The 18,242-nt window shown below is 71.6% G+C and carries 13 protein-coding genes; 6 read left to right on the top strand and 7 right to left on the bottom strand.

Annotated features, from left to right (window positions below):
* Positions 1-270: 270 nt before the first annotated feature.
* Positions 271-1,473, top strand: a complete 1,203-nt coding sequence (locus M8I34_RS11725; RefSeq protein WP_250049356.1) for a Cmx/CmrA family chloramphenicol efflux MFS transporter — start codon at positions 271-273, stop codon at positions 1,471-1,473.
* On the opposite strand, the gene M8I34_RS11720 is transcribed toward M8I34_RS11725, so the two are convergent.
* Together M8I34_RS11720 and M8I34_RS11715 are read right to left on the bottom strand one after the other, a co-directional pair.
* Positions 1,455-3,464: an FUSC family protein gene (locus tag M8I34_RS11720; protein WP_250049355.1), complete on the bottom strand. Its 2,010-nt coding sequence runs from the start codon at positions 3,462-3,464 to the stop codon at positions 1,455-1,457. The two genes, M8I34_RS11725 and M8I34_RS11720, sit on opposite strands and share 19 nt — an antisense overlap.
* Before the next feature lie 257 nt (positions 3,465-3,721).
* Positions 3,722-4,285, bottom strand: coding sequence for a TrmH family RNA methyltransferase (locus M8I34_RS11715; protein WP_250049354.1), 564 nt, complete (start codon positions 4,283-4,285; stop codon positions 3,722-3,724).
* A gap of 284 nt (positions 4,286-4,569) precedes the next feature.
* Here M8I34_RS11715 and M8I34_RS11710 point away from each other — a divergent pair, with 284 nt between their 5' ends.
* Both M8I34_RS11710 and M8I34_RS11705 read left to right on the top strand, forming a co-directional pair.
* Positions 4,570-5,610, top strand: coding sequence for an FAD-dependent oxidoreductase (locus tag M8I34_RS11710; RefSeq protein ID WP_250049353.1), 1,041 nt, complete (start codon positions 4,570-4,572; stop codon positions 5,608-5,610).
* A gap of 203 nt (positions 5,611-5,813) precedes the next feature.
* Positions 5,814-6,716, top strand: coding sequence for a D-alanyl-D-alanine carboxypeptidase family protein (locus tag M8I34_RS11705; RefSeq protein WP_250049352.1), 903 nt, complete (start codon positions 5,814-5,816; stop codon positions 6,714-6,716).
* A 113-nt stretch (positions 6,717-6,829) separates the two neighbouring features.
* Here M8I34_RS11705 and M8I34_RS11700 read toward each other — a convergent pair whose 3' ends face one another.
* The 4 genes from M8I34_RS11700 to M8I34_RS11685 all read right to left on the bottom strand — a co-directional run bounded on the left by M8I34_RS11700 (position 6,830) and on the right by M8I34_RS11685 (position 13,105).
* Entirely contained in the window at positions 6,830-7,591 is a 762-nt protein-coding gene (locus tag M8I34_RS11700; RefSeq protein ID WP_250049351.1) for a GNAT family N-acetyltransferase, read from the bottom strand.
* A gap of 338 nt (positions 7,592-7,929) precedes the next feature.
* The gene (locus M8I34_RS11695) at positions 7,930-9,645 is read right to left on the bottom strand and encodes a BCCT family transporter (RefSeq protein ID WP_250049350.1); all 1,716 of its coding nucleotides are present in this window, start codon (positions 9,643-9,645) and stop codon (positions 7,930-7,932) included.
* Positions 9,646-9,736: 91 nt separating this feature from the next.
* Positions 9,737-11,104, bottom strand: a complete 1,368-nt coding sequence (locus M8I34_RS11690; protein WP_374210890.1) for a M14 family metallocarboxypeptidase — start codon at positions 11,102-11,104, stop codon at positions 9,737-9,739.
* A gap of 84 nt (positions 11,105-11,188) precedes the next feature.
* Positions 11,189-13,105 carry a Xaa-Pro dipeptidyl-peptidase gene (locus tag M8I34_RS11685; RefSeq protein ID WP_250049429.1) on the bottom strand — a complete coding sequence of 639 codons (1,917 nt, stop codon included), beginning with the start codon at positions 13,103-13,105 and terminating at the stop codon, positions 11,189-11,191.
* 323 nt (positions 13,106-13,428) lie between these two features.
* Between M8I34_RS11685 and M8I34_RS11680 the strand changes: the two genes are divergently transcribed.
* Positions 13,429-14,916 (top strand): M1 family metallopeptidase, encoded by a 1,488-nt coding sequence (locus M8I34_RS11680; RefSeq protein ID WP_250049349.1) that lies wholly within the window; start codon positions 13,429-13,431, stop codon positions 14,914-14,916.
* Positions 14,917-14,974: 58 nt separating this feature from the next.
* Here M8I34_RS11680 and M8I34_RS11675 read toward each other — a convergent pair whose 3' ends face one another.
* Entirely contained in the window at positions 14,975-15,856 is an 882-nt protein-coding gene (locus tag M8I34_RS11675; protein WP_250049348.1) for an oxygenase MpaB family protein, read from the bottom strand.
* A gap of 345 nt (positions 15,857-16,201) precedes the next feature.
* Here M8I34_RS11675 and M8I34_RS11670 point away from each other — a divergent pair, with 345 nt between their 5' ends.
* Together M8I34_RS11670 and M8I34_RS11665 are read left to right on the top strand one after the other, a co-directional pair.
* Positions 16,202-16,414 carry a hypothetical protein gene (locus M8I34_RS11670; RefSeq protein WP_250049347.1) on the top strand — a complete coding sequence of 71 codons (213 nt, stop codon included), beginning with the start codon at positions 16,202-16,204 and terminating at the stop codon, positions 16,412-16,414.
* 80 nt (positions 16,415-16,494) lie between these two features.
* Positions 16,495-18,132 carry a hypothetical protein gene (locus M8I34_RS11665; protein ID WP_250049346.1) on the top strand — a complete coding sequence of 546 codons (1,638 nt, stop codon included), beginning with the start codon at positions 16,495-16,497 and terminating at the stop codon, positions 18,130-18,132.
* The last annotated feature ends 110 nt before the right edge of the window (positions 18,133-18,242 follow it).

Here is an 18,242-nt window from a genome sequence, read left to right as displayed (position 1 = left end):
CCACCGGTCTTCCGGTGGCTCCGCACCCCGCCCCGCGCTCGCGCCACCCCGGTGCCGCGTCCTCGCTCGGCCGTGCCCTCCCTGCCACCGGATCGCCGTAGTACGGGCCAGTTCCGACCTGTTGTGCGCGTCGCCCCGGCGATGCCCCAGGTCGTCTCGCGCGGTGGCCGCGCGTGCCCGGCCGGACGGTCCTTCTCTCCGCCTCGTCACGGGTACCGCTGCGCCTGCCGCCGCACCTTTACGGTTCCCCTGTGGTTGCGGAGTTGTGCTGTGCCATTCGTTCTCCATCTGCTCGGACTCGCGGTGTTCGCCCAAGGCACCTCCGAGTTCATGCTGTCCGGTCTCCTCCCGGACATCGCCCGTGATCTGCATATTTCGCTCTCGGCGGCGGGCTCGCTGACCTCGGTCTTCGCCGTGGGCATGGTCATCGGCGCGCCGCTGCTGGCGATGCTGAGCATGCGCTGGTCACGGCGTCGCGCGCTGCTGGCCTTCCTGGTCGCGTTCCTGCTCGTCCATGTCCTCGGAGCGGTCACCACCCACTACGGGGTCCTGCTGGCCACCCGGTTCGTCGCGGCGCTGGCCAACGCCGGGTTTCTGGCGGTGGCCCTGGCGACCGCGACCGCCATGGTCGCGCCCGACGCCAAGGGACGTGCCACGTCCGTCCTGCTCGGCGGCACCACCCTGGCGTGTGTCGCGGGTGTGCCCGCCGGTGCGCTGCTCGGTCAACTGTGGGGCTGGCGCTCGGCCTTCTGGGCGGTGGCGCTGATGTCGCTGCCTGCCGTTCTCGGGATCCTGCGGTCCGTACCGGCCGACGGTGCCGGGCAGTCCGACGACGCCGGCCCCGGCCCCGGCACACGCGGCGAGCTGCGCGCCCTGCGCAGCCCCCGGCTCGTGGTGACGCTGCTGCTGGGCGCCCTGGTGAACGGGGCGACGTTCTGCGCCTTCACCTATCTCGCGCCGCTGGTCACCGACGTCACCGGCGTCGGGGCCGGTTGGGTGCCCGCGGTGCTGGCCGTCTTCGGCCTGGGTTCGTTCGTCGGGGTCGGCCTCGGCGGCCGCCTCGCCGACACCCGTCCGGTCCCCCTCCTGGTGGGCGGCGGAGCGGCCCTGCTCCTCGGCTGGACCGTCCTCGCGCTCACCGCCGGGAACCCGGTGGCCGCCGTGGTGCTGGTCTTCGTCCAGGGAGCCCTGTCGTTCGCCGTCGGCTCCGCCCTCGTCTCACAGGTGCTCTATGCGGCGGCCGGGGCGCCGACCCTGGGCGGCGGGTTCGCCACGGCGGCGCTCAACGTGGGCGCGGCGATCGGCCCCTGGTGCGGTGGCGCCGCGCTCACGGCCGGGCTCGGTTTCCGCTCGCCGCTGTGGGTGAGCGCCCTGCTGACGGCCCTCGCGCTCGTCCTCGCGGGTGTGGCCCACGGGGCGCGGCGCCGGACGGTGCGGCACGGCGCGCCCTCGGCTCAGGACGCCCCCGCATAGCCACGGATGCGCTCCAGTTCCGTCGCGACGTCCGTGAGCGTGGCGCAGTCCGGAACCGGCAGCAGATCGGGGCCCGGCAGACCGGCGTCGGGCCGGCGGACCGGGTCCTCCAGGGCGTCGGCCATCGCGGACAGTGCCTGGCACAGCCGCTCGGCCTCGGCCACGCTCGGGCGGTGGGCGCCGTGGTCGAGGCGTACCGCGCAGGCGGTCGCGGCATCGACGATGCGTTCGGCCGCGGTGACGACGGTCAGCCAGTCGGGGTTGCGGTCGCGGGCGGCGAGGAATTCGGCGGCGGCGGTCTCCGCTGCCGCCCTGGCCTCCCCCAGCGCCCGGTAGGCGGCGCGGCGCAGCGCCAGCCGCCGGGTGGGGTCGGTGCCCGGTTCCGGCTCCAGGACGTGCCGGAGGAAGTCCTCGGTGCTGCGCAGCGCCGAGGTGACCCGATGGCCGACCCTGCGGCGCGGGTCGGCGAGCCGGGGCAGATGTCCGACGACGAGCACGATGCCGCAGGCGATGGAGGTGTCGACGATCCGCTCGGCGGCGGCCCCCGGGTCGCCGCTGACGTGCACGAACGAGAGCACCATGAGGGTGATCGCGACGGTCTGGAGCGCGAAGTGGCGGGTGGCGAACGGCAGCAGCGCGCCGCCCGCGCCCGCCACCAGCGCGGGCCACCACGAACCCGTCAGCAGCAGGCCCGCCCCGGCGAAGACCAGCACACCGGCGACGGTCCCCGCGAAGCGGTTGACCGTACGGGAGAAGAGCGGGCCCAGGTCCGGCTTGACGAGGAAGGTGGTGGTCGCCGGGAGCCAGTACCAGTGTTCCGGGCGCAGCAGCAGGGCCACGGCGGCGCTGGCCGCGATGCAGACGGCGACCCGCAGGCCGTAGTCCCGCCCGGCGGGCCCGAACAGGCTGCGCCCGCGCCGCGTCCGCCCGCCGAGGGCAGCGAGCGCCGCACGCACCACGGACCGGGGCACGGCCGACCAGGCCGGGCGGCCGGAAGCTGCCGGTACCGGCAGCTCCTGCGCCGCGGGCAGCGGCTCCTGGCGGGCGAACGCGACCACGGCGTCCAGCAACGCCTGGTCGAAGGCGCCGCGCGCGGCCGTACTCGTCTCCGGGGCGGACAGCCGGCCCGGGGACCGCCCGGTGCGCAGGGCTTCGGCGAACCGCCGCGGGCTCTCCGCCACGTGGGACGGCAGCGGGCGGGCCTCCCACAGCAGCGCCACGCTGGCCTCGCACAGTGCGGTGGCCGCGGCGAACCGCTCGGTGAGCAGGAGTTCTTCCGTACGGGCGGGACGGTGCAGCAGCCGGCTGGTGAGCCGCCGCAGCCGCAGGGCCTCGTCGGCGCGGTCGAGCGCGGCGGTCAGCCGGCGCCTGGCGGGCTCGGCACCGGGCCCGCCCGCCGCGCCCAGGGCGTCGGCAAGCGCGTCGAAGACCGTGGCGACCGCCGCTCGCTCGCCGCTGAGCGCACCGCCCGCGGGCCGCGGCGAGCGCAGTACGAGCCGCAGCAGGAGCAGCCACAGGCAGCCGGCGAGGACATAGAGGGCCTTCTCCCACGGCGCCCCGGGCAGCGGCATCCCGGCGCCCAGGATGGTGGCGGCCAGCATCTGCATCCCGGCGTTGGAGCGCACCGGCCCGGCCACGCTGCCCGCGCCCGAGACGAAGCCGACGGCGAACAGGGCCGGAACGATCCACCACTCCGCGTCGGCCGCCTGGAGCGTGGCGCCGATCAGCATGCCGAGTGCCGTCGCGAGGGCGGGGAGACCGATATGGACGATGCCGGTGCGCCGGGTGCCGGGGCGGTCGTTGACCCCCGCCAGCATCGAGCCGAGACCGGTCAGGACACCGGCCGCCGGGTGACCGGTCGCGATGCCCGCACCCAGCAGCGGCCCGGCGCACAGCGCACCGCGGGCCACGGCCGCCCAGGGCACGGGCAGTCGCTGCCAGCGGAAGGGGTGGGCCAGCCAGGCGGGGACGGCGCGCGGCAGGCGGAGCATGGGCCTCCTCAGACAACGGCATACGGACGGCGGAAAGCGGATCCGAGGGGCGGCATCGGCCAACGGTGCTGCTACCAGCCTAAGGTCCGGGCTGGTCCGCACCGCTGCCACGGGGTTACCGCAAGATCACGAACGCATGGCGGGGAGGCGGCGCCGGCCCGTACGCCCGTGGGCCCGTGGGTACGCACCCGCCTCCAGGCACCCGGCCTCCCGGCACCGGCACCCGACCTGCTGGCACCCGGCACCCGGCACCCGGCTCACAGCAGCCCCGCAAGCCGGTACAACACCAGCGACCCCGCCACCGCCACATTGAGGCTGGCGCCGGTCCCGACCATCGGGATCTCCACCACCTCGTCCAGCAGGTCGAGCGCCTCGGGCGGAATCCCGTGCTGCTCATGCCCCAGGACCAGCACCGTCGGCTCCCTGGCCGCCGGCAGATCCGCCAGCCGTACCGCCTCGTCGGCGAGTTCCGCCCCCACCACCCGCAGCCCCCGCTCGCGCTGCCGCTCCAGCCAGCCCAGCGGATCACCGGTCCAGTGCACACAGGCGGGTCTGCGGAGCGTATTGCCACGCTCCAGCGCCTCGGGCACCCAGGGGAACCGTGGCACGGTCAGACAGGCGCCGACCGCGTCACAGGTACGCAGCAGGGTGCCGAGGTTGGCGCCGTGCAGCGGCCACAGCGGGGCGGCGTAGAGGTGGTCCCAGCACGAGTGGGCGCGTGGCCGCCGGGAGCGGCGGAGTTCGCCACGGGTGCGCGTACGGATGGCGGGCGCGGCCGGCGGAACGGGAGCGGACCCCGTGCGTCGCGCTCGGCCGGTCATCGCCCGGCGGAGGCGGCCCTCCGGAACCTCGTGGTGGCAGTGAAGATCTGCGGCACTCTCAGCATCGTTTACGGCGCTTGGCGGCGCGCCCGGGCCCTCGTCGTCCGGACCGTCCACCGGTCCGGGTCCTTCTGCGAAACCGTCCCCGGTCCGGGCACGGCCGCCTCATGCTAGGCCGCCGCGCCCACCGCGTCCTCCCCTTTTCCGGCCGCCGCTTCCCCGCCCCACTTCCCGCCACCCCTCCCGCCTTCGTCAACTCCCGTCCCACCCGTTAGCGTCCCGTCATGACGATCGACACAGGTGACGTGGACATGTGCGTGGTCGGCGGCGGCGTGATCGGGCTGACGTCGGCGGTCGCGCTGGCGGAGGACGGGCACCGGGTGCGGGTGTTCAGCCGGGACGCGGCGGGCGACACGACGTCGGCGGTGGCCGGCGGGCTGTGCTGGCCGTACCGCATTCAGCCTTACGACCGGGCGGTGCAGTGGTCCGTACGGTCCTTCCATGTGCTCGCCGCACTCGCGCAGCGGCCGGAGGAGACGGGCGCCCGGATGGTGACGGGCACGATGGCGGAGGCGACGGCCGGCGGCCGGGGCGCCGGGCACGATCCGGGCGACGGCGCCGAGGACGATCTGGCCGCCTGGCACGACGCGGTGCCGGGGTTGCGGCGGGCGAGCGCGGAGGAACTCCCCGCGGGGTCCGCGTCGGGGTGGCGGGCCCGCACTCCCCTGGTGGACATGCCGGCCCATCTCCGTTACCTGGAGCAGCGGTTGACGGCCGCAGGCGGGACCGTGGAGCGGCGCGAGATCACATCGCTGCCGGAGGCCGGCCGGGCCGCGGACGTGGTCGTGAACTGCTCGGGACTGGGCGCGCGCGAGCTCGTACCCGATCCGGACGTCCATCCGGTCCAGGGGCAGGTGGTGATCGTGGAGAACCCCGGTATCGAGGAGTGGTACGTGTCCGCCGGGGCGGGTGCGGCACAGACGACCTATGTGCTGCCGCAGCCGTACGGCGTGGTGCTGGGCGGGACGGCGCGGGAGAACGCCTGGTCGCGGGAGCCCGATCCGGCGGTGGCGGAGGCGATCGTGGCGCGCGCCGCGCGGCGCTTCCCGGAGCTGGCGCGGGCCCGGGTGCTGGCGCACAAGGTGGGGCTGCGACCGGCCCGCCCGGCGGTGCGGCTGGCGGTGGAGCGGCTGCCCGGCGGCGTGCCGTGCGTCCACAACTACGGGCACGGAGGTGCGGGGGTGACCGTGGCATGGGGCTGCGCGGACGAGGTGCTGCGGAAGGTGCGGACGCTCCGGGAGGGAGACGGACCGCGCGGCGGATGACCGGAGCCCCCGCACGGGCGGGCGGCGGGCGCGGGCCTGACCGGACCGATGTCTTCCGCCCGTCCGTCCGGCACTTGTGAATCGACGGCGAACGAGATGAAGTTGCCGCCTGAAGGCGCACATCCTTTCACCGGTCTCGTGCGTCTCATGGGCAAGCGGCATTCCCATATGGCCGCACAGCAGGGGCATTTGGAGTATACATTTTGAAAAACGGCAAAATCAGCAAAAGGGGCATTCGCCGCGTATCCGCGGTCGCCGTCACCGCGGGAGCCGTCCTGACGGCCGGAGTGTTCGCTGCTCCGGCACAGGCCGCCGCGCCCAAGACCCCCACGATCGTCGCCCAGGGCGGCTTCGTGATGAACAACGGCACGGGCAAGACCCTCTTCACCAAGGCCGCGGACACCCGTAGGTCCACCGGCTCCACCACCAAGATCATGACGGCACGGGTGGTGCTGGCGCAGGCGAACCTCAACCTGGATGCCAAGGTCACGGTCCAGAAGGCGTACAGCGACTACATCGTCGACAACAACTGGGCCTCCTCGGCCAAGCTGATCGTCGGCGACAAGGTCACCGTCCGCCAGCTGCTGTACGGGCTGATGCTCCCGTCCGGCTGCGACGCGGCGTACGCGCTGGCCGACAAGTTCGGCAGCGGCTCCACCCGGGCCGCGCGCGTGAAGTCGTTCATCGGCAAGATGAACTCCACCGCCAAGTCCCTCGGCCTGAAGAACACGCACTTCGACTCGTTCGACGGCATCGGGAAGGGCGCGAACTACTCGACACCGCGCGACCTGACCAAGCTCGCCGGCAGCGCGATGAAGTACTCCACCTTCCGTACGGTCGTGAAGACGAAGTCGACCAAGCAGAAGGTCACGACGAAGAGCGGCGGATACCGCAACATGTCGTGGGAGAACACCAACGCCCTGCTCGGCAGCTACTCGGGCACCATCGGCGTCAAGACCGGCTCGGGTCCGGAGGCCAAGTACTGCCTGGTCTTCGCCGCCACCCGGGGCAGCAAGACGGTCATCGGCACGGTCCTGGCCTCCTCCTCGGTGGCCAACCGCACCGCGGACGCGAAGAAGCTGATGGACTACGGCTTCAAGAAGTAGTCCGACCGGGACACACGAGGGGCCTGCACGCAGCCGTCCGGCCGCGGGCAGGCCCCTTCGTCATGGCGTCGCCTTCGCCGTCACCGCCGTCACCGCCGTCGTCGCACCGCCGGTCAGCGCATGGCGAGGCGCGCCGACACGCAGGGGTCCTCGTTGCGGTAGCCGAGGCGGTCGTAGAGCCGTTCGGCGGGAGTGTTGTCCGCGAGCTGCCACAGCGTGCAGAAGCCGTACCGGCGTACGGCGTACCGCGTCAGCCACGAGGTCAGGGCCGCGCCGAGCCCCTGACCGCGCTGGCGGGCGTCCGTCGCGACCGACGCCATCAGCGGAGCGCCGCTGTCCCGCAGACTGCTCAGCGCGCCACAGGCCACCAGCTGCCCGTCCGTGCCGCGGATCCCGGCCCACAGGATGACGTCGCTGGAGCCGGGTCCGGTGGAGTGGGCCGGGCTGTGCTCGTTGAGGAAGTCGAGCAATTCCCCGTGGTGGGAAGCGCCGAGGACGATCACCCGCTCCTCCACCGGGTGCCGGGGCGGTGCCTCCAGCGTCCAGCGGAAGACCCACTCCACGACATCGGTCACCGGCAGATGCCGCCTGACCTGGCCGACGGTGCCGCGCGGCCCGGTGAACTCCCGCACCTGCTCGGGCCGGCCCTGCGCGGCGCGCAGCACGAGCCCGGCTGCGGGATCCGGTTCGCCGACGCACCACAGATGCCCGCGGGCATCGTCGAGCCAGGCGGCGGCACCCTGGCCCGACCAGCTGATCCGGTCGGCCGGGCGCTGCCGCGCGGCGCCGAAGCGCAGCAGCGCGGCGCCGGCCTGCCGCTCCAGGCCCTGGTCGAACAGGTCTGCGGTCCGGGGGAGAAGAGTCGTTGCCTGCATCGCTCTCTGAGAAGTCAAGGGGAGGCGAACAGCCCGGGCACGCGCACGCGCGCGACCGGAATCCGTCCATCTGGGTACAGGGGGAGCCCGGCGGCGGCTGCGCATACGCGCGCCCGGCCGACCGGGACGGCCCACTGTGACATACCGCCCCCGGCCCGGGGCAAATCCGCCTCCGCACCCCGGAACGATCACCGGCCGGGTGCGGGAACCACGCCGTGGCGAGGCTCTCGGACCCCATGTCCCAGCGCAGGAGGGCCCTCCCCGGAGTCTCCGGGGAGGGCCCTCTTTGCGCGCCCCTCAGGGCGTCATCTCCGCGGCGGCATTCCGAACCGCAGAGTTCACTTTCCGGCCTTCACTCCGGCCCCGGCGCCGTCGTCCTCCCCGTCGCCGTCACCGTCACTGCTGCCGCTGCCGTTGCCGCCCGGCCCGATCTGGAACTCGAAGTCACCGTCGTACTGTTCATGGCCCGCGATCACGGCCATCTCGACGGCTTCCTCGCCCTTCTGGCCGCGCACGATCAGCGGATCGCTGCGCAGATCGCGCATCAGCGCCCAGCACATGACGATCATCACGACCATGAACGGCACCGCGACCAGGATCGTCAGATTCTGCAATCCGGTCAGCGCGTCGCCCGAGCCGCCGCCGATCAGCAGCATGATCGCGGCGACCGCGCCGGTCACCACCCCCCAGAAAATCACCACGAGCCGGGTCGGCTCGAAGGTGCCCTTCTGCGAGAGGGTGCCCATCACGATGGACGCGGCATCGGCACCGGAGACGAAGAAGATGCCGACCAGGACCATGACCAGGAGGCTCGTGATCGTGGCGAGCGGGTACTGGTGCAGCACATCGAAGAGCTGGCCCTCGGGCGTGCCCGCCCCGCTGAGCTTCTTGGAGGCCTGAAGCTCCATGGCCGTCCCGCCGAACACCGCGAACCACACCAGGCTGACCACGCTCGGCACGAGGATGACGCCGCCGATGAACTGGCGGATCGTCCGGCCACGGCTGATCCGGGCGATGAACATGCCCACGAAGGGCGTCCAGGAGATCCACCAGGCCCAGTAGAAGACCGTCCAGCTGCGCAGCCAGCCGGCCACGTCGTCGCCGCTGCTGGCCTCCGTACGGCCGGCCAGCTGCGGCAGCTCGCCGATGAACGAACCGAGGGAGGTCGGCACCAGGTTGAGGATGAGGATCGTCGGCCCGACCACGAACACGAAGACCGCCAGGATCAGCGCCAGCACCATATTGATGTTGGACAGCATCTGGACGCCCTTGGCGATGCCGGAGACCGCGGACAGGATGAACGCAATGGTCAGCACGGTGATGATGCCGACCAGCAGGGTGGTGCTGACACTGTCCATCCAGCCGAGCACCTTGATGCCGCTGCCGATCTGGAGCGCACCGAGGCCGAGCGAGGCCGCGGAGCCGAAGAGGGTGGCGAAGATGGCCAGGATGTCGATGACCCGGCCGCCCCAGCCGTTCGCCCGCCGCCGGCCGATCAGGGGTGTGAACACCGCGCTCATCGTCTGCCGCCTCCCCCGCCGGAAGCAGCTGTACGCGATGGCCAGACCCACGACCGCATAGATGGCCCATGGATGCAGCGTCCAGTGGAACAGCGTGGTGGCCATCGCGGTGTCCATCGCCTGGGCCGCGTCCTGCGGATCGGTGCCCGGCGGCGGCGTGGAGAAGTGCCCCAGCGGTTCACTGACGCCGTAGAACATCAGGCCGATGCCCATGCCCGCGCTGAACATCATCGCGATCCACGACACGGTGCGGAATTCGGGCTCCTCGCCCTCCGTGCCGAGCGTGATCCGGCCGTACTTGCTGACCGCCAGCCAGATCGCGAAGATCACAAAGCCGGAGGCGGAGAGCACGAACGCCCAGCCGAGGTTGTCGATCACCCAGTTCAGCATGGATGTCGACGCGTTCTTCAGTGATTCGGTGGAGGACGCTCCCCAGGCGATGAAGGCGAGGGTGAGCAATGCCGTCACACCGAAGACCACACGGTCGGTCTGTGGTGGCCCGGTCCGCTGCGGGTCTTCGGGAAGATCCGTCACCGGGGACGTGCCACCCCCGTCTCCCGTTTCATTCACTCTGTCCGACACGTGTCACCTTCCAATGGATCATATTTTTCTTATCCGTTACCCCTTACCACACGCCGCAGACGTTTACAGGTGTCGCAACCGTAAGGTGATATCCGGCCCGCTGGTCCAACAACAGCGGCACGAGCTTCCGCAGGGGCTGCCGCAGCGGTACGACGGCGCCGTCCCCGTCCCGCTTCCAGAGCACTCCATGCAGCGCCAGTTCGTCCTTGACCTGCGCAAACTGTGCCGCGTCGAGGCGGTAGGCGCAGGGCGGGTCGGACAGGATCTGCCCGTCGGTGGCGGGTTCGTTGTCCGCGCCGCCGAGGTAGACAGGGCCGTGGTCGGCGTATCCGGCGAGCCGGGCGGCGGTGGTGGCCGCCTCGATGCCTGGGCGATGGCGGTCGAAGAAGGTGAAGGCGCCGTCCAGCGCGGCCAGCTGGGAGTCCACCCGGCGCCGGTTGTTGCGCGCCGGGTCGGGCTTCTCGGCGTCCGCGAGCGCGGCGGGACGGGCGTTCTTCCGGCCGGCGGCGGGCAGAGGGTCGACCCGGGTCTCGACGAGCAGCCCGACCGAGCCCTTCACCCCCGCGGTGTTGCGCAGGATCCGTTCCTGGCCGTCGCCCGCGACCTGCTTGACGGGGTCGCCGGTCTCCGGGTCGGTCCAGATGCCGTAGACACCGGTGGAGAATCCGGCCCGGTGGGCGGCGGGTTCGACGAAGTCCCGGGAGAGCGCGACGGCTTCACGGTGCACCCCGCCCGCGGTGTTGAGGTTGCGGGGCCACAGCGACAGCAGGTCCTTCATGTAGTACGGGACCGTGGGGCCGTACTCGTGCAGGTCGTAGAGGGTGTCGGGGCGGTAGTCGCGGATGACGGCGGCGATCGCGCGGGCCTCGGCGGTCTTGAGGGCGAGGTGGTCGCGGTTGATGTCCACACCGTCGGCGTTGCCACGGGTGTCCGCGGCCCGGCCGTCGGGATTGGCGGTCGGTACGACCAGCACGCCGGTGTGTTCCAGGAAGCGCCGGGTCGCCCGGTCCTTGGCGTAGGCGAGGTCGCGGACGGTGGTCAGACATGCCTCGCGCCCGGAAGGTTCGTCGCCGTGCTGGGAGCAGACCAGCAGCACGGAGTTGCCGCGGCGGACGTCCGCCGGGCGCTCGGGAGCCGGGGCACCGATCCGTACGAGCTGCACCGGGCGGTCCTGTGCCGTGGTGCCGATCCGGTCGATCCGCACGCGGGCCGAGGCGCGGTCGACGGCGGTGAGGAACGTCTGCTCCTCGGCCCCGCTCGTCCAGCGGGCACCATGGCTGATCTCGAATCCCGTACGGGGTGCGCGGGTTCCGGCCGCACCGGCGGGAGAGGCCGGCGGGGCCGCGCCGAGGGTGGCCGTCAGTCCGATGGCCAGCGCCCCTAGGGCGAGGCGGCAGAAGCGGGACTTCACGAGGGGGTGCCTCCCTTGGGTGAGCGGTGCGGGTGGAGTGGGGGCCGGGGCGGGGCCGCCCGTGGGTGGGGCGGCCCCGGCCGGTCATCCCGCGGCCGGCATCCTGCTGAGCGAACGCGGCGGAGCGATGCCGTCCAGTGGCGTGGCGGGGGCGGTATACCGGGGTGCGCCCGTGGTGGCCCGTGCGAGGGCCGGGGCACCGCCGGTCAGCGGCAGTTGGGCGGAGGTGCGGGACAGGTCGAGGGTGAGCTTCGGGGTGGACGCGGGCGGGTCGATCAGACCGGCGTCCGTCCCGGCCACGAGGAGGGCGAGCCGGTGTCCGGCGGGCACGACATGATCGCTCGCGGCCAGGTCCAAGGTGATCGTGTAGGGCTTGCCCGGGGTGAGCGGGCGGCCCTTGCGGGGGTCGGCGTAGTTGCCCAGGTCGGCCCAGCCGCGGCTGAAGACGGTGTATCCGACCTTCTGGGTGTCGGCGGCGGTCTCCTGGAAACAGCCGGTGTCGCCCGGGGTTCCGGCACCCCAGCAGGTGCGCTTGTCGAGGGTGCTGATGCCCTCGCCGTCGGCCGCGTAGTTGCGGATGGTGTCGGGCCCGAGGTCCACCAGGACGGCGGAGAGATGGGCGGTCGAGGTGCTCGGGGTGACGGTCACCGTCACCTTGCCGGAACCGGACAGCCGCAGCGGGGCGCGGAGCGGGGCGGTGCGGAACCCGGCCTTGGCGGGCGTCCGTTCATCGATCCGGGCCGCCCAGTCGGCCTCGCTCAGCTCGGGGTCGTCGGTGAAGGTCGCGGTGGCGCCGTGCGGAGCCTTGGCGGTACCCAGCACGCCGACGCCGGGTACGGTGCCGGCGCGCGGCCGCAGGGTGGTGGCCCGGGTGCCGGGAGCGGGCCACTGCCGGTCGGTGGACCAGGTGCCGGGAGCACGCTCGACATCGGCCATCGGGGCGCGGTCGATGCCGTTGTCGTAGCCCATCAGATAGTGGTCGAACCAGTGGTGCAGGGTCGTGACCCAGTCCCCGCGGCGGAAGTCGAAGGGGTCGACATGCCCGGTCTGGGAGAGCCAGATCTTGCGCTCGACGCCGTGCCGGGCGAGCGCGTCCCACCACTGCCCGGCGTGCCGGGTGCGGACATTGAGGTCCTGCATTCCGTGGACCATGAAGACGCTGGCCCGGACCTTGTCCGCGTGCCGGACATAGTCGCGCTCGGTCCACAGACCGGTCCAGTCGCCGGTGCGCGGCGCACCGTCGGCGAGCTTCTTCTGGACCGCGGCGCAGTGCTTCTGCGCGTCGGGGCTCTCGACCCGGTCCGCAAGGGAGTCGGGGCCCGAGTCGTAGAGCGGGGCGCCCTTGGCGAAGTAGTAGTCGTACCAGGAGGAGATGCCGGCGATCGGGACGATGGTCTTCAGCCCCTTGACGCCGGTGGCCGCCACGCCGTTGGCGATGGTGGCGTCCCAGCTCTTGCCGATCATGCCGGTGCTGCCGTTGGACCAGTCGGCGGCGACGGGTGTGCCTCCCGTACGGGCGGTGTAGGCGCGGCCTCTGCCGCCGAGCCAGTCGACGACGGCCTTGGCCGACCCGATGTCGGAGCGGCCGCCGATGTCGATGCAGCCGTCCGAGCGGTTGGTGCCCGCGAGGTCGACGAGGACCGTCGCATAGCCGCGCGGCACGAAGTAGTTGTCGTAGTAGAGCGGGAACTGGACGGGCCGGCCCCGGTCGTCGTAGGTCTTCTTCTGGCTCTCGTTGCCGCGTCCGCAGCAGGAGTAGTACGGGCTGGCGTCCATGATCACGGGGATCCGGCGGCCCTGCTGTGCGGGTTCGGCGGGCCGCACGATGTCGACGGCGACGCGGTCGGTCCTCCCGTCCGCGTCGCCGTCGACCCGTGTGTCCACCCAGACCGATTCGCGTATCGCGTGGTCGTAGGAGTAGACGGGTCTGCTCTCGCCGGGCGCCGCCTGCGCGGCGGCCGGCCCGATCAGGACGGACAGCAGAGCGGCGACGGCCGCCATCACGAGCACGGTGAAGGGGGTGCGGGGGATCCGCGCAGGATTCGTCACGGGCGGACCGTAGCGCGGCTCAACTCCCGTGCGTAAGAGCCCGTACCGGGACCCGGCGACCGTGGGCCGGCCCGGCGGTGGCGGCGCCCCGCAAGCGCGGCACGAGGGACCGCATACGGGAAGCCGGGACGCCGCACCGGACCCATACGAACCGTCAATGAAGCCGGCTGGTGCTTCATGTCGGTCATGTGTCAGATGAGGCCATGTACATGACGCCGCCCCGCCGCAGTACATAGGGTCGGAAGAGAGCCATCCCCCTACGAGTTGGAGGACTCGTGCGTCACAGACTCCTGGTCCCGGGTGCGGCCGCACTCAGCCTGCTGCTGGCGATCCCGGCCTCCGCGGCCGACTTCACACCGGGCGCTCCGGGTGTGGGCGACACCTACTACCCCGAGAGCGGAAACGGCGGATACGACGTTTCCCACTACGACCTGCGGCTCAAGTACCAGCCGAAGACGGACCTGTTGGAGGGCACGGCGACGCTGCTCGCCAAGACCACCCAGGATCTCTCCCGCTTCAACCTGGACTTCGGCCTCAAGGTCAGTGAGATCCGGATCAACGGCAAGAAGGCCTCCTTCGCCAGGTCCGGCAAGCACGAACTGGAGGTCACCCCCGCCGCGCCGCTGGAGAAGGGCAAGCAGATCAGCGTCGTCGTGCGCTATGCGGGCAAGCCCTCCGAGCTGAAGATAGACGGCTACAGCGCCTGGGCCCGTACGCCCGACGGCGGTGTGGTGGCCCAGGAGCCGGACGCCGCCGTGTGGTGGTTCCCGAGCAACGACCACCCCACCGACAAGGCGACGTACGACATTTCGGTGGCGGTCCCGGACGGCACCCAGGCGCTGAGCAACGGCGTACTGGCCTCGCAGTCCTCCAAGCTGGGCTGGACACGCTACAACTGGCGCTCGGACAAGCCGCAGGCGACGTATCTGACGACGCTGGCCGTGGGCAAGTTCGACCTCACCACCGACAAGACCGCGAACGGCCTGCCGGTGATCAACGCCATCAGCAAGGACCTCGGCGCGAACGAGGGCTCGGCGAAGGCGAGCATCGAGCGCACCACCGAGATCACCGAGTGGCTGGAAAGCGTCTTCGGCGCCTACCCGTTCAATGCGGTGGGCGGCTATGTGCCGAACGTGCCGGCCGGGTACGCCCTGGAGACCCAGACCCGCCCGTTCTACGGCAAGAAGGCCTTCGACCGCGGCACGAACGTGTCCGTCGTGGTGCACGAGCTGGCGCACCAGTGGTACGGCGACAGCGTCTCGCTCAAGGACTGGAAGGACATCTGGATCAACGAGGGCTTCGCTGCCTACAGCCAGTGGCTGTGGTCGGAGAAGGAGGGCGAGGGCACCGCTCAGGAGCTGGCGGACTATGTCTACGCCCAGCACCCCTCCGATGACCCGTTCTGGAAGGTCAAGCCGGGCAACCCGGGCGCGGAGAACCAGTTCGACGACGCCGTCTACGACCGTGGTGCGCTGGCCCTCCAGGCGCTCCGCAACAAGGTCGGCGACAAGGTCTTCTTCGGCCTCCTCAAGTCCTGGCCGACGGAGAACAGGTACGGCAACGCGTCGGTCACCGACTTCGTGAAGTTCGCGGAGAAGAAGTCCGGCAAGCAGCTGGCCGGGTTCTTCGACACCTGGCTGTTCCAGCCGTCCAAGCCGGCGGTCGGTGAGACGAAGCAGGCGCTCGGCGCGCACCAGGCGCCGGTCGCCGAACCCAAGTCGTGGAAGCAGATCGCGGCCACGCACGAGGTGCACGGGCACTGATCCGGCAGACGGGCACCGCTCAAGGTGCCCGGCAACCGTCCGGCCGGAGCCGGGGTGATCACCCCGGCTCCGGCCGGCGCCGTTCCGTTCCTCCCCGCGCCGCGCGGCGGGCCCGGCGCGCGATCGGCATGAAGCGCAGCCGCTCCGGAAGCACCGGGACCACGGCGCGGACGACCCACCCGAAGCGGCGCAGCCGGCGCTCCTGCGCACCCGTCCATTCCAGGCCGATGGCCTGCCGGGCGTCCGGGGGCATCAGCCCGATCGTGAGGAAGCGCCGGAAGCGGGCGAACCGCGGGCGCAGCCACGGCCAGCTCAGCCGGAGGAGCAGCCGCAGCCACCGCGGACCGCGGTCGGGGACCGGCAGCGGCGGGTTCGTCGCCACCAACTCCCGTACCACGAGGGTCTTTTCGAGATCGTTGTCGAGAACCTTCTGGTAGTAGGGCCAGAACTCCTCGATGGTCTGCGGCATATCGCGGTCGTGGATGCCCAGGATCCGGCCGACCTGGAGCCACTCCGCGTACAACTGCCGCTCCTGCGCCTCGGTGAAGGGGCGGCCGAGATAGTGCTGGGCATACCGGAAGACGGGGTAGCCGGTGGCATGCACCCAGGCGTAGTACTCGGGAGTGAGCGCGTGGTACCTGCGGCCGTGCGCGTCGGTCCCCCGGATGGTCTTGTGCAGCTGCCGCAGCCGACGCCCCTCCTCGGCCGCATCCTTCCCTCCGTACACCCACAGCTGGAGCGAGGTCAGCGACCGCTCCCCGCGCCCCCACGGGTCCGTACGGAAGAGGGAGTGATCGTCCACGCCTGCGCCCACCGCCGGGTGCGCGACCTGCATGGTCAGCGCGGCCGGCAGGGTCAGCAGCATGCGGATGTCCCCGGCCATCGACCAGAGCACACCTCCGGCCGCCGGGGGGTTTGGGTCATTTTTTACCGTATTCATGTCATTAATCATGATACGGCGGACTCTCGCGGCCGGTGAGAGCGGGGGGCGCTCCCGGCCAGGCACCCAAAGGGCCCTGCGGGCAGGAAAGTTGCCCCTCGGCCCACCGAGGAGCCGGCGGAATATACACCTCCGCGCGACACCCGCCGCGCGCCGCCCGAAGCCTCCCCGCCACTTCACCACCATGATGATATTAGCCCGTAAGGGTGATTTTGCGCGGAGATAAACCCCCTGAGCTGGGCGGATGGCATGGCCTTTTTTCCATGGCGGTCGCAGATGGTGACACGGGCGTCACGGAACGCGACACTCGCGCTATCTGTCCGAACCACCCAAAAGGAGCAACTCATGTCCTGTCCTCCCCCGCCGGTTGACGCCCGCAAAGCTCTCGACTTCCTGAGGACGAGCGGACTCGTCGACCTCAGCGTTCCGCTGGAGCGCGTCGTCGACCAGGTCAGCCAGATCGACGACGTGGCCGGCTACGTACTCGCCTGGGAACGCTACGTCCTCGTGGTCGCCAACCAGGTAGCGGAGTCCGACGACTGCACTGCGGGCAACTGACGTCACTGACCGAGCCGATCGCCGGGAGGCATCCGATGGACACGACGCAACCCGGTGGCGGATCGTCACAAAGGCGCGCGGTGGAGACCCGGGCAGTCGCCTGGCTCGCTGCGCGCCGACATCTGATCGATCCGGCCGAAGCGGCCACGGACCGCGTGCTGTTCGCCCGTAAGGCCCTCATCGAAACCGCATTCCTCGTGGGGCTGCGGGCGCGCCTCGACCCGCAACCGCTGGACGGCGACTACACGACACTCCTCGACCAGGTCGAGGACATCACGGCCCGCCCCTCCTACCGTGAGCTGATCGCCCGGGACGAAGCCGCCCTCCTGCTGTACGCGGGGACCTATGCGGCACTCCGGCTCTGCGGCCGCGAGGACCCCGAGTTCCGGCACGTCATCACGCAGGCAGCGGCCGGAGGTTATGCGGCGGTCTTCGAGCGGATTCCGTACCGGCAGCTCGATCTGCTGCACACCCTGGAGCTGTGCGGCGTCCCGCACACGCTGCCGGCCATGGACGACGTCCTGCCCTTCACCCTGCTCTGCAACAGCCCGAATGTCGTCAAGCTCGCCGACCGCGACATCTACGCCCTCACCCACACGATCTTCTATGCCACGGACTTCGGCCTCCGCGAGCCCCGCTGGCCACGGGACTTCGATCCGGGCGCGGCGGTGGAGCTGCTCGAAGCGCTCCTCGTTCTCACCCTCGGCCAGGAGAACGCCGACCTGGTGGGGGAGCTTCTGTGCTGCCTGCTGTGCCTCGGGGTGCGGGACTCCGAGGAAGCCCGCCGGGCTTGGCAGTTCCTCACGGCCGTACAAGAGGCCGACGGGCGGGTCAACGGGCCGCCCGGTGTGGTGCACCCCGGACTCGCCGACGGCGACGACGCGTACCGGCACTGGGCCACCGGGTACCACACCACCATCGTCGCGGCCCTGGCCGCGCTCCTGGACCGCAGCCCCAGGGTGGTGCGCAGGCCTCGGCCGTCCGCACCCAAGGCCCGCCCGGACGTGGAGCAGCCGCTGCGGCGGGCAGTGCAGTGGCTGGCCGGCACGAGCCTGCGCCACGACCCCGCCACCTGCCTGCCGGCCGCGGCGGCCGTCGCGTACGCCGCCGCGGCGCTGGAAGAACCCGAGCTCGCCCGTCCCCTGCTCCTCGACTTCTCCGCACGTCTCGCGGACGCGGACGTCGGGGTGTGGCAGGGACACGGGATGGAGGTCGTGGGTGAGTTCGCGAGCGGACTGCGGGCTCACGGGATCACCTGCTCGTCCCTCGACATGTTCCTCAAGTCCACCGCTGCCGCCGTCGAACTGATGGAGACGGTTCCGCCGCAAGCGGCCCACAACGTCCAACGCCTCGTCGGTCTGGGGCTGCTCTCCCCCCGGCGCGCGGCCGCGCTGAGGGATGCGGGAGCCGGCGCGCCGCATGCGGCGCCGGGGACGGCCGCAGCCGACTTGCCCGAGGCCTGGAAGAACTATCGCCTGGGGCACATCGCCGCCCTCGTCCGGGACTCGGCTCGCGCCGGGCGGGCGCAGCACCGCATCACCCGCGACGCGGTCGCGTTTCTCCTCGCGCAGCAGAGCTCCTGCGGTGCCTTCGGCCGCTCGGCCTGCGACGATCCGGCCGTGCGGGAGCGCACGATGCTGTCGTGGACCCAGAGCGCCGTGACCTCCCTGGCCGCCGTGCACACCGCCTGCGGCACGGTCCTCACGGTCCCTCAGTGACCGTCCGCCGGAGCCGGGGAGGATTTCCGGCACGACATCATCGGCCAGAGCTTCGGTCTGTACATCCCGTACCCTCCGGGAGGTTACCTGGAAGTAACCCCAGCTGGTTG

Source organism: Streptomyces sp. MCA2, from assembly GCF_023544705.1.
GTDB classification, from domain to species: domain Bacteria; phylum Actinomycetota; class Actinomycetes; order Streptomycetales; family Streptomycetaceae; genus Streptomyces; species Streptomyces decoyicus.
The sequence above is the reverse complement of the archived record's forward strand: the minus strand, read 5'-3'. Positions and strand labels throughout refer to the sequence as shown.

What these genes read in the sequence shown, in the direction of transcription:
- M8I34_RS11720 (WP_250049355.1), bottom strand. Translation starts at nt 3,464, where the DNA reads ATGCTCCGCCTGCCGCGCGCCGTCCCCGCCTGGCTGGCCCACCCCTTC.
- M8I34_RS11715 (WP_250049354.1), bottom strand. Translation starts at nt 4,285, where the DNA reads ATGACCGGCCGAGCGCGACGCACGGGGTCCGCTCCCGTTCCGCCGGCC.
- M8I34_RS11710 (WP_250049353.1), top strand. Translation starts at nt 4,570, where the DNA reads ATGACGATCGACACAGGTGACGTGGACATGTGCGTGGTCGGCGGCGGC.
- M8I34_RS11700 (WP_250049351.1), bottom strand. Translation starts at nt 7,591, where the DNA reads ATGCAGGCAACGACTCTTCTCCCCCGGACCGCAGACCTGTTCGACCAG.
- M8I34_RS11685 (WP_250049429.1), bottom strand. Translation starts at nt 13,105, where the DNA reads ATGGCGGCCGTCGCCGCTCTGCTGTCCGTCCTGATCGGGCCGGCCGCC.
- M8I34_RS11675 (WP_250049348.1), bottom strand. Translation starts at nt 15,856, where the DNA reads ATGAATACGGTAAAAAATGACCCAAACCCCCCGGCGGCCGGAGGTGTG.
- M8I34_RS11670 (WP_250049347.1), top strand. Translation starts at nt 16,202, where the DNA reads ATGTCCTGTCCTCCCCCGCCGGTTGACGCCCGCAAAGCTCTCGACTTC.